The sequence below is a fragment of the Citrobacter sp. RHBSTW-00524 genome, from assembly GCF_013747755.1.
GTDB classification, from domain to species: Bacteria; Pseudomonadota; Gammaproteobacteria; order Enterobacterales; family Enterobacteriaceae; genus Citrobacter; species Citrobacter braakii.
On the sequence record NZ_CP056421.1, the window covers coordinates 3,954,779 to 3,966,887 of the forward strand.

The 12,109-nt window shown below is 55.0% G+C and carries 8 protein-coding genes; 3 read left to right on the plus strand and 5 right to left on the minus strand.

From position 1 onward, the window contains the following. Nucleotides 1-24 precede the first annotated feature (24 nt). From proY to phoB, 4 genes are all read right to left on the minus strand, one after another. Entirely contained in the window at nt 25-1,398 is a 1,374-nt protein-coding gene (gene proY / locus HV229_RS19115; protein WP_016152018.1) for a proline-specific permease ProY, read from the minus strand. A gap of 80 nt (nt 1,399-1,478) precedes the next feature. Next, entirely contained in the window at nt 1,479-2,798 is a 1,320-nt protein-coding gene (gene brnQ / locus HV229_RS19120; protein ID WP_016152017.1) for a branched-chain amino acid transporter carrier protein BrnQ, read from the minus strand. Between the two features lie 405 nt (nt 2,799-3,203). Beyond that, nucleotides 3,204-4,499 carry a phosphate regulon sensor histidine kinase PhoR gene (phoR, locus tag HV229_RS19125; RefSeq protein WP_047357682.1) on the minus strand — a complete coding sequence of 432 codons (1,296 nt, stop codon included), beginning with the start codon at nt 4,497-4,499 and terminating at the stop codon, nt 3,204-3,206. A 50-nt stretch (nt 4,500-4,549) separates the two neighbouring features. Beyond that, on the minus strand, nt 4,550-5,239 hold the full coding sequence (phoB, locus tag HV229_RS19130) for a phosphate response regulator transcription factor PhoB (RefSeq protein ID WP_003021496.1): 690 nt from the start codon (nt 5,237-5,239) through the stop codon (nt 4,550-4,552). A 190-nt stretch (nt 5,240-5,429) separates the two neighbouring features. On the opposite strand from phoB, the gene sbcD reads away from it, so the two are divergent. The 3 genes from sbcD (at nt 5,430) to araJ (ending at nt 11,135) form a co-directional block, all read left to right on the plus strand. Continuing rightward, nucleotides 5,430-6,632, plus strand: coding sequence for an exonuclease subunit SbcD (gene sbcD, locus HV229_RS19135; protein ID WP_181546162.1), 1,203 nt, complete (start codon nt 5,430-5,432; stop codon nt 6,630-6,632). Next, nucleotides 6,629-9,775 (plus strand): exonuclease subunit SbcC, encoded by a 3,147-nt coding sequence (gene sbcC, locus HV229_RS19140; RefSeq protein ID WP_181546164.1) that lies wholly within the window; start codon nt 6,629-6,631, stop codon nt 9,773-9,775. Before sbcD ends, sbcC begins: the two co-directional genes overlap by 4 nt. 187 nt (nt 9,776-9,962) lie before the next feature. Beyond that, a complete protein-coding gene (gene araJ / locus HV229_RS19145) occupies nt 9,963-11,135 on the plus strand; it encodes an MFS transporter AraJ (RefSeq protein WP_047416924.1) in 1,173 nt (390 codons plus the stop codon). A 27-nt stretch (nt 11,136-11,162) separates the two neighbouring features. Here the strand turns inward: araJ and mak are convergent, their stop codons facing one another. Continuing rightward, nucleotides 11,163-12,071, minus strand: coding sequence for a fructokinase (gene mak / locus HV229_RS19150; RefSeq protein WP_181546166.1), 909 nt, complete (start codon nt 12,069-12,071; stop codon nt 11,163-11,165). Nucleotides 12,072-12,109: the final 38 nt, after the last annotated feature.

Sequence of the window (12,109 nt, forward strand, 5' to 3'; positions counted from 1 at the left end):
ACATTAAGCTACCCGGCAAAAATATTACTGCGCTTCAGCCAGTTGGCGCTCGCGACGGCGCTTGAAAACCCAGCCGGCAAGCAGCAGGATAATCCACGCAAAGCCGACGTATAGCGAAATGCGGGTATCCGGATGATAGCCGATAAGCGCGATGATAAAGACCAGGAAAATCAGGCCAATGACGGTCGTCACAACCCCCCCCGGCACTTTAAATTTCAGCGCCTTAACCTCTTCCGGCGGCAGACGACGACGGAAGGCAATTTGTGACAGCAGGATCATAATCCACACCCATACCGTTGCGAAGGTCGCCAGAGAGGCGATCACCAGGAAGACGTTTTCCGGCATGATGTAGTTAAGATACACCGCAAACAGTAGCGCGATGGTCATCACCATCACCGTCACCCATGGCACGCCACGACGCGACGTCTTGGCGAACATTTTCGGCGCGCTACCCTGCTCCGCCATACCGTGCAGCATACGCCCCACGCCAAAGACGTCAGAGTTGATGGCCGACAGCGACGCGGTCAGGACTACGAAGTTGAGGATCCCGGCGGCAAAGGTAATCCCCATATGCTGGAACGTCAGAACGAACGGGCTACCGTCAGTGCCGACCTGGTTCCACGGGTAAATAGACATGATGACGAACAGCGTCCCCACGTAAAACACGAGGATACGCATCGGTACGGAATTGATGGCGCGCGGAATAGATTTTTCCGGGTCTTTGGCTTCGCCAGCGGTAATCCCGATAATCTCAATCCCGCCGTAGGCGAACATCACCATTTGTAGCGACATCACCATGCCGAGCCAGCCGTTGCTGAAGAAACCGCCGTTGCTCCACAGATTATGGATACCGGTAGGCTGTCCGCCGTTACCAATCCCCCAAATGATGATGCCAAAACCGGCGACAATCATGATGATAATGGTGGCGACTTTAAAGAACGAGAACCAAAATTCCAGCTCGCCAAACACCTTCACGCTCATCAGGTTGATGGCGCAGATAATCAATACCACGCTGAGTACCCAAATCCAGTGCGGTACGGCCGGGAACCAGACGCCCATGTAAATACCAAAGGCAGTCACATCGGCAATGGCGACAATCAGGATTTCAAAACAGTAGGTCCAGCCGGTTATGTAGCCTGCCAGCGGTCCGAGGTTTTCCTGCGCATAGCGCGAGAAGGAGCTGGCAGCAGGGTTATGAACGGACATTTCGCCCAGCGCGCGCATAATGATATACGCCGCTACGCCGCCGATAATATAGGCCAGCAACACGCTTGGCCCCGCCATTTTGATGGCATCGGCCGAGCCGTAGAACAGCCCGGTACCAATTGCTGAACCTAATGCCATAAAGCGAATGTGCCGGGTGCTCAGCCCACGCTTTAGCTTGTTATTACTTTCCATCGATTCCTAACCTGTTAACACAATAAAAAACCACGGGGCCATGTTAATAGCCCCGTGGTTAAAACTTATTGTCAGTGATATTAGTGTGCGCTGGAGGTCACTTGTCGACCCGCTGCACGATCCCAGATAACTGCCAGGACCACCATCACGACTGTTGGCATCAACCACGCCAGCCCCTGCTCCGCCAGCGGTAAACGCTGGGTCCAGGCCGGTAACACGTCGCCAATTGCAGAAGCTTTAATGCCATCAAGGATACCAAAAATCAGGCTGATAAACATCGCAGGTGCAATGACGCGGGAAGAATTATGCCACCATGAGCGGGTAAAACTTAATACAACCAGTGCGATACATGGCGGATAGATAGCCGTCAGCACCGGAATAGAGATCTGAATCAGATGGCTCAGACCCAGGTTAGAGACCACCATCGAGAAGCCGCCGAGGATAAATACCAGCGTACGATAAGACAGTGGAACGTACTGGGCAAAGAACTCTGCGCACGCGCAGGTCAGGCCAACAGCGGTGACCAGACAGGCGATGAAAATCAACGCCGCCAGCAGGAAGCTCCCTGCGCCACCAAAGGTGTGCTGAACATACGCATGCAGAATTGCCGCGCCGTTAGCAGATTGATCGACCAGAATTGCGCTATCTGAACCCAGACGGAACAGCGCGAGATACAGCAGCGTTAAGCCCACACCCGCCATCAAACCCGCCCAAACGGTATAACGGGTCAGCAGACGCGCTTCAGTAACGCCACGCGAGCGAGCGGCGTTGACGATAACAATACCAAATACCATCGCGCCCAGCGTATCCATGGTCAGATACCCGTTCACGAAGCCATTAGAAAACGCAGCAGTTTGATAGGCTTCCATCGCATTGCTGATCGGGCCTGCTGGCCAGACGATTGCGGCGACAGACAGGACCACCAGCGCCAGGATTTTCAGCGGAGCCAGGAAATTACCAACCGTATCCAGCAGTTTACCCGGATACAGCGAAACCAGAATCACAATCGCGAAATAGACCACGCTGTAGATAAGCAGTGGCAGCGCGGAGTCACCGGTCAGCGGTGCAATCCCGACTTCGAAAGAGACCGTCGCGGTACGCGGCGTAGCAAATAACGGTCCAACAGCCAGATAGCACACGGTCGCCAGCAGCAAACCAGCGACTTTACCGATAGGCGTGCTCAGTCGGTCCACACCACCACCGACTTTCGCCAGCGCGACAACGGTAAGTACCGGCAGGCCAACGGCGGTAATCAAAAAGCCAAAAGCCGCAGTCCAGACGTGTTCACCTGCCTGCAAACCAACCATTGGGGGGAAGATGATGTTACCTGCACCAACGAACAGTGCAAATGTCATAAATCCCAAAGCGATAATATCGCGCGATTTTAACTGATGGGTCATAAAGTCTTACTGCCTGTGGATGTGGTGTTGAAAATAATAAATTTTTGCCTTTCCCTGGGGGACAATACAGCGGCATTTTTGCTCAATTCCAGCGGGAAACACTCCCAGACTGGCGCGGCGAAGAATAGTTTTTCGATTTACCGCGTAAATGCAGTCGGTATGACAGCACCTGGAGCGCAATTTAAACGCTTATAACGTTTTAAAGCAAGGTGGGATCCAAAAACCAGAACAATATAGCGATATGAAAAATGGGGTTAGCACAAAACACCATTTCATGGAAAAAGGTATGGGTAATAGTTCGAACAAAAAACAACCAAACGTCGTAAAATTCAGGATGGTTATATTGACCGCATAGAAAAAGCCAGCTTGCGCTGGCTTTTGGAAAGATTATCTTACGAATGCGCCTTAACCGTTAATTTTGGCAATTAAACGTTCCGGGATCACGAAACTAAATCGCGTCCCAACGCCTGGTTCGCTTTCGATATTCAAGCGACTGTCGTGATGATGCAGCGCATGCTTAACGATGGCCAGGCCAAGTCCGCTGCCGCCCGTTTGCCGCGATCGCGCCTTATCCACACGATAAAAACGTTCGGTTAAGCGTGGAATATGCTCGGCGGCAATGCCTGGACCGTTGTCTTCCACGCAAAACTCCGCCCCCGACGCCACATGCTGCCAGCGTACGGTAATGTGCGTTCCCGCTGGCGTATGGTTCACCGCGTTGTAGACGAGATTCGAGATAGCGCTACGCAACTGCTCCTCGTTACCCCGCACGTTCAGGCTATTATCAACATCAAAGGTAAACGTATGTTTTTGCTGGCTCAGCGTTTGCGCTTCGTGTTCGAGCACGCGCAGCATCATGGGCACATCGACCTTCTCATTCAGCAGTAGCGTCGGCGCAGCCTCAATTTTTGACAGCGTCAGCAGCTGTTTCACCAGCCCTTCCATGCGATACGTTTGTTCACGCATGGTATGCAGCGCTTTTTCACGCGTCGTCCCTTCCAGCGGATGCTCCTGCATCATTTCCAGGTACCCTTGTAACACCGTCAGCGGCGTACGCAGTTCATGGCTGGCGTTGGCGAAAAAGTTACGTCGTGAACCTTCCAGTTGATGCATCTGGGTAACGTCGCGCGCCACCATCAGCAGTTGCTTATCGGTATAGGGCATCACGCGAATTTCCAGATGCCGTCCGGTATTGAGTACCAGATTGATCGGTCGGCTAAAATCGCGCGTTTTCAGATATTGTGTAAATTCCGGGTAGCGCAACAGGTTAAGAATATTTTGCCCGCTATCGTCCGGCCAGCGCAGTCCCAGAACCTGCTGGGCCAGTCCGTTACACCAGAAGATACCGCCTTCTTCAGTGGTCAGCACCACCGCGTCGGGTAGCGATTCCGCCCCGCTGCGAAAACGTTTAATCAGATTACCCAGTTCACGACGGCGCTTTTTGTTGCGCAGTTGCATTTGATGCAGCCCGTACAGCAACGGCTCCCAACTGCCTCGCCCCGGCGGCGGCGTCATGCTTCTGTCGACCCATAGCCACCAGGACAAACGTAATAAATTCCAGAAATGCCAGATAAGCAGGCCCGTTACCGACGCCAGTAAAAACCAGGGCAGGTAACCGAAAAAAGCGCTAAGGATAAATGCCGGTATGCAGCACAGGATCAGCTCCAGTACCAACCTTTTCCATGACAATCGTTCTAGCAAACGTCTTACTCCCTATACGGCCTATTCCTTCAGGCCTTGATTCTTGTCAGTCAGAAGCGGGTTGAAAAACGATATCCCGTCCCGCGAACCGTCTGCACCATACGATCGTGTCCGCTGTGCTCCAGCGCCTTACGTAAGCGGCGGATGTGCACATCCACTGTCCGGTCTTCCACGTACACATTGGTTCCCCAGACATGATTAAGGAGTTGCTCGCGACTGTAGACACGCTCGGGATGAGTCATAAAGAAGTGCAACAGTTTGAATTCGGTCGGCCCCATATCCAGCGGATCCTCGCCGGTCATCACGCGATGCGAGGTGGGATCAAGGCTTAGCCCCTGCATTTCTATAACCTCTTCCACCGCCATCGGTGAAATACGACGCAGAACTGCTTTAATACGCGCCACCAGCTCCTTGGGAGAAAAAGGCTTGGTAATATAGTCATCCGCGCCGGTTTCCAGCCCCCGGACGCGATCTTCCTCTTCCCCCCTCGCCGTCAGCATCATCACCGGGATATCCCGCGTCATCGCTTCGCGCTTGAGATGTTTAATAAACTGTAGACCCGAGCCGCCGGGAAGCATCCAGTCAAGCAGGACGAGATCCGGCCAGGGTTCATTGAGTTGGTTCACAGCACTGTCATAGTCTTCGGCTTCAACGGGTTGAAATCCGTTTTGCTCGAGCACGAAGCAGACCATTTCACGAATTGGAGCTTCATCTTCTACGACCAGAATACGTCTCGCCATGATTTGCCCTGTTTGTAATTAAATCGTTTGCCATCAATACAGTGCCATTATGCGTCAGTTTTATGACAGATTTATGAAAAGATAGTCCAGGTTTAACGCAGCCCGGCGAATTATGACAGCCCGGAGACAAGATATTCCCACTCGTGAAGGGTTATAATCCCCGCCATTGTTTTACCGTCATGGAACTCTTATGCGCATCCTTCACACGTCTGACTGGCATCTGGGCCAAAATTTCTACAGCAAGAGCCGCGCCGCTGAGCATCAGGCCTTTCTCGACTGGCTGCTGGAAACGGCACAATCCCAGCAGGTGGATGCCATTATTGTGGCAGGCGATATTTTCGATACCGGCTCACCACCTAGCTATGCACGTGAGCTGTATAACCGTTTTGTCGTCAATCTGCAGCAAACCGGCTGTCATCTGGTGGTGCTGGCAGGCAACCACGACTCCGTCGCCACGCTCAATGAATCCCGCGATATTCTGGCGTTTCTCAACACAACGGTGATTGCCAGCGCTGGCCATGGGCCGCAGATACTGCCGCTACGCGACGGTACACCGGGGGCGATCCTGTGTCCGGTGCCTTTTTTACGTCCGCGCGACATCATCACCAGCCAGGCCGGGCTGACAGGACAAGAAAAACAGCAGCATTTACTGGGCGCAATAACCGATTATTATCAGCAGCAGTATCAGGATGCCTGCACGCTGCGCGGCGACCACAATCTTCCCATCATTGCGACCGGGCATTTGACCACCGTCGGAGCCAGTAAAAGCGACGCCGTACGTGACATTTATATCGGTACGCTGGACGCCTTCCCGGCGCAAAACTTCCCACCGGCAGACTACATCGCGCTGGGACATATTCACCGGGCGCAGATTATCGGCGGCACGGAACATATTCGCTACTGCGGCTCGCCGATTGCCCTCAGTTTTGACGAGTGCGGCAAAAGCAAATGTGTACATCTGGTGAGCTTTGACGCGGGGAAACTCAGCGCCGTTGAAAATCTCACCGTGCCGGTTACGCAGCAGCTTGCGGTACTGAAAGGCGATTTAGCCGCCATTACTACCCAGCTTGAGCAGTGGCGCGGCGTGCAGCAAGAGCCACCGGTGTGGCTGGATATTGAAATCACCACCGACGACTACCTGCATGATATGCAACGTAAGATCCAGGCCTTAACCGAAGATTTACCGGTAGAAGTGCTACTGGTGCGCCGCAGTCGGGAACAGCGCGAACGCATTATGGCCAATGAACGACGTGAAACGTTAAGCGAGCTGAGCGTGGCAGAGGTTTTTGACCGCCGCCTGGCGCTGGAAGAACTCGAACAACCGCAGCGTGAGCGGCTTAACCAGCTGTTTAGCGCAACCTTACAAACGCTTGCCGGGGAGGCTGAAGCATGAAAATTCTCAGCCTGCGCCTGAAAAACCTCAACTCCCTGAAGGGAGAATGGAAAGTCGATTTTACGGCAGAACCGTTTGCCAGCAACGGGTTGTTCGCTATCACCGGGCCAACGGGCGCGGGGAAAACGACCTTGCTGGACGCAATTTGCCTTGCGCTGTACCACGAAACGCCACGCCTGAATACCGTGTCACAGTCGCAAAACGACCTGATGACCCGCGACACCGCGGAGTGTCTGGCCGAGGTCGAGTTTGAGGTGCGGGGCGAAGCCTACCGCGCATTCTGGAGCCAGAACCGGGCGCGCAATCAGCCGGAGGGCAATCTGCAGGTCCCTCGCGTAGAGCTGGCCCGCTGCTCCGACGGTAAAATCCTCGCCGATAAGGTCAAAGATAAGCTGGAGATGACCGCCGAGCTTACCGGGCTGGATTACGGACGTTTTACCCGTTCGATGCTGCTGTCTCAGGGGCAGTTTGCCGCATTTCTCAATGCCAAACCGAAAGAACGCGCCGAGCTGCTGGAAGAGCTGACCGGCACTGAGATCTACGGCCAAATCTCCGCCATGGTATTTGAAAAGCACAAATCAGCGCGTACGGAACTGGAAAAACTGCAGGCCCAGGCCAGCGGTGTTGCGCTGTTAGCGCCAGAACAGCTGCAATCTCTGACAGAAAGTTTGCAGGTACTTACTGACGAAGAAAAACAATACCTTACCAGCCAACAAGCCCAGCAGCAGCACCTCAACTGGCTCATGCGGCAAAATGAGCTACAGGCTGAGATAAACCGCCACCAGCAGGCATTACAGGCTGCACTTCAGGCGCAGGAAGAGGCGCAGCCGCAACTGGCGGCGCTGAGTCTGGCACTCCCGGCCAGAGCGTTACGCCCACACTGGGAGCGAATCCAGGAACAAACGGCTACGATTGACCGTACGCGACAGAAGATTCAGGAAGTGAATGCTCGCTTACAAAGCAGCTTAGCGCTGCGCGGACGTATTCGTCAGCAGGCACAAACGCAGTCGGCCGCTATGCTCGCCGGACAGCAAACGTTAACCGACTGGTTGAAGGAACATGACCGCTTCCGTTTGTGGAGTAGCGAACTGGCAGGATGGAAAGCGCTGCTGGCCCAACAGTCCGACGCCAGCGTCCAACTGCGCCAGTGGCAGCAGTTGCGGGAGAACGACACGCGCAAGCTCGATGCGCTGGCGCTTCCCACGCTGACCCTTTCGGCACAACAGGTAACGGAAGCGCTGGCGCAACATGTGCAGCTTCGTCCGTTACGCCAGCGGCTGAGTAATCTGCACGGGCAAATCGCCCCGAAGCAAAAGCAACTGGCGCAGCTACGCGCCACGCTTGTGCAGCGTCAGCAGGAGCTGGCCCAGCGCAATGCGGTGCTTACAGAAAAGCGTCAGCGCTATAAAGATAAAAATCAGCGGCTTGCCGATGTGAGAATCATTTGCGAGCAGGAAGCCCGGATCAAAGATCTGGAAAGCCAGCGGGCACTATTGCAATCCGGCATGCCTTGCCCACTTTGCGGCTCCACCACGCACCCGGCGATTGAGCGCTATCAAACGCTCGAACTGAGTGTGAATCAGACACGGCGTGAAGCGCTGGAAAAAGAGGTCAAAACGCTGGCCGATGAGGGTTCAACGCTACGCGGTCAACTTGAGGCGATAACCCAGCAACTTCAGCGCGATGAACGCGAAGTACAAACGCTTTCTCAGGAAGAGCAAGCACTTACTCAAGAGTGGCAGACAGTCACCGCCAGCCTCAACGTGACGCTGCAACCGCAGGATGACATCGCCCCGTGGCTTGCCGCCCAGGAAGAGCACGAGCAGCAGCTTCACCAGCTGAGTCTGCGTCATACCCTGCAAGCGCAAATCACCGCACACACAGAGCAGATTACTCAGCTCCAGCAGCATATTGACCAGCGTCAGGCAACGTTAACCGCCGAGCTGGCCCGTCATGGTCTGTCCCTTCCGGCCGAGGGTGAAGTCGCCTCATGGCTGAGCGAGCGGGCGAACGAAGCGCAAATGTGGCAGCTGCGCCAGAACGAACTGACTGAATTACAGGCCCGAATCGCCCAGCTTGCGCCGGTGCTGGAAACGCTGCCTGAAACCGATGCGCTTGGTGAAAACATTGAGAATCTGTCGCTGGAAAACTGGCGGCAGGTGCACGACGATTGCCTCTCTTTACAGGGGCAGTGGCAAACCTTACAGCAGCAGGAGGCGCAGGAGGTTCAGCGCGCTGCAGAAATTCAGGCGCAGTTTGATACCGCATTGCAGGCCAGCATCTTTGCCGATCGCGACGCCTTTGTTGCCGCCCTGCTGGATGAAGAGACCTTTAACCGCCTTGAACAATTGAAGCAATCACTGGAAGGCCAGCGACAGCAGGCGCAAACGCTGCTTAATCAGGCGCAGCAGGCGCTGGCGACTCATCAACAACAGCTCCCAACCGGGGTGGATCTCACGCTCACCGTGCAACATCTTCACGACGCGCTGGCGCAACTCACCCAGCAGCTACGGGAGAACACCACTCGTCAGGGCGAAATTCGCCAGCAGCTCAAGCAGGATGGTGAAAACCGCCAGCAGCAGCAGGCGCTGATGCTCGAGATTGCGAAAGTCGCACAGCAGGTCGAAGACTGGGGCTATCTGAACGCGCTGATCGGCTCAAAAGAGGGAGATAAATTCCGCAAGTTTGCCCAGGGGCTGACGCTGGATAATCTGGTCTGGCTTGCCAACAACCAGTTGACCCGTCTGCACGGTCGCTATCTGTTGCAGCGCAAGGCCAGCGAAGCGCTGGAGCTGGAAGTGGTTGATACCTGGCAGGCCGATGCCGTGCGTGACACGCGTACGCTTTCCGGCGGCGAGAGCTTCCTCGTGAGTCTGGCGCTGGCGCTGGCGTTGTCCGATCTGGTCAGCCACAAAACTCGAATTGACTCCCTGTTCCTCGACGAAGGTTTCGGCACGTTGGACAGCGAAACGCTGGATACCGCCCTGGATGCGCTCGATGCGCTCAACGCCACTGGCAAAACCATTGGTGTCATCAGCCACGTTGAAGCGATGAAAGAACGCATTCCGGTGCAGATCAAGGTCAAAAAAATCAACGGACTGGGCTACAGTAAACTCGATAAAATGTTTGCAGTTGATGCCTGATAGCAGCTCAGTACCTGGAGGCCGGATATGCGCCAGCGCCATCCGGCACGGCACATAGCACGATCGTGAATACACAAAGACGGATATGAAATGGCATTCCACTTCGCTTATCCGCAAGCTATCTCTATTGGCGGCGAACGTTCGCCGCTATGGCGCACATCGTGCGTCTTTCTTGTTGGCAGGTGGTATGAAAAAAGTCATTTTCTCTTTAGCTCTGGGGACATTTGGGCTGGGCATGGCCGAGTTTGGCATCATGGGTGTACTCACCGAGCTGGCGCGGGACGTGGGAATTTCCATCCCTGCCGCTGGCCATATGATTTCGTTTTACGCCTTTGGCGTGGTGCTGGGCGCGCCTATTATTGCGCTCTTTTCCAATCGTTTTTCGCTCAAGCACATTCTGCTGTTTCTGGTCACGCTGTGCGTGATCGGCAACGCCATCTTCACCCTCTCCTCCTCATATTTAATGTTGGCGGTGGGCAGGCTGGTTTCCGGCTTTCCACACGGCGCGTTTTTTGGCGTTGGCGCGATTATCCTGTCGAAGCTGGCCCGTCCGGGAAAAGTCACCGCCGCCGTCGCGGGCATGGTTTCGGGTATGACCGTTGCTAATCTGATTGGCATTCCCATCGGCACCTGGCTGAGCCAGGAATTTAGCTGGCGCTACACGTTTCTGCTGATAGCCGTCTTTAATATCGCCGTGATGGTCTCGATAACTTTTTGGGTACCCAACATCAGCGATGAAGCAAAAGGGAAACTGCGCGAACAATTTCACTTTTTGAAAACCCCCGCCCCGTGGCTCATCTTTTCCGCCACCATGTTTGGTAACGCCGGGGTTTTCGCCTGGTTCAGCTACGTCAAACCGTACATGATGTTCATCTCCGGCTTTTCCGAAGCGCTGATGACCTTCATCATGATGCTGGTGGGATTGGGGATGGTGTTGGGAAATCTGCTGAGCGGTCGCCTTTCTGGCCGCTATACGCCGCTGCGTATTGCGGTAATAACCGACTTTGTAATTGTGCTGGCTCTGCTGCTGCTCTTTGCCTTTGGCGGGATCAAAGCCGCGTCGCTGATCTTCGCCTTTATTTGCTGCGCGGGCCTGTTTGCCCTGTCGGCGCCGCTGCAAATTTTGCTGCTGCAAAATGCTAAAGGGGGTGAGCTGCTGGGTGCGGCTGGGGGGCAAATTGCCTTTAATCTCGGCAGCGCGATTGGCGCCTGGTGCGGTGGTATGATGCTGACGCTGGGCTTTGCCTACAACTACGTGACGTTGCCGGCGGCGCTGCTGTCGTTTTCTGCAATGTCGTCGCTGCTGCTCTACGGTCGCCTGAAGCGCAGCGTATCCCGGATGACTCCCGCTGCCGGATAGCTTCTGCGCTACCCGGCAACGCGAATATTACTCCTGCGGCCACAACCAGGCCGCGCCGCGCACACCGCTGGAGTCACCGTGCAGCGCCTTGCGTAGAGGCGTTTCGCACTCACCGCCAAAAACAAACTGTTTAATCAACGTTGGCACGTTTTGATACAGTCGGTCGACATTGCTCATTCCACCGCCCAGCACGATTACATCCGGATCGAGAATATTCACCACATGTGCCAGTGATTTTGCCAGACGCAGCTCGTACCGACTCAACGCCTGTTCGGCCTGGGCATCCCGGGCATTAACAAGACTGATAATTTCACTGCCCTTGAGCGACTTACCGCTCAGACGCTGGTAGTCGGTGGCAAAACCGGTTCCGGAAATGAAGGTTTCAATGCAGCCTTGCTTGCCGCAATAGCAGGGCACTTCCTGCCGATAACGCAGTTCGTCTTCGTCCATCCACGGCAGCGGATTATGCCCCCACTCGCCCGCAGTACCGTTCCCGCCCGTGTGCGCCCGGCCGTTCAGCGCCACTCCTGCGCCACATCCTGTACCGATAATCACCGCAAACACGGTTTGCTCCCCCGCCGCTGCACCATCAACGGCTTCAGAAACCGCCAGGCAGTTGGCATCATTTGCCAGCCGCACTTCGCGATTCAGACGCGTACTCAGGTCTTTGTCAAAAGGTTGCCCGTTAAGCCAGGTCGAGTTGGCATTCTTCACCACTCCGGTGTAAGGCGAAATTGAACCGGGAATGCCCATCCCGACGGTTCCCGACTGCCCGGTGGCCTTTTCCGCCATCTCCACCAGCGCGGCGATGGTTTCTATCGTTTGCCGATAATCATCACGCGGCGTGGGCAGGCGATGGCGAAAAAGCTGTTCGCCTGCATCGCCAAGCGCGATAACTTCCGTTTTCGTACCGCCTAAATCGATACCTATACGCACTGTTTGCTCCTCTTCCCGATTAACAATGCAAGCATAGC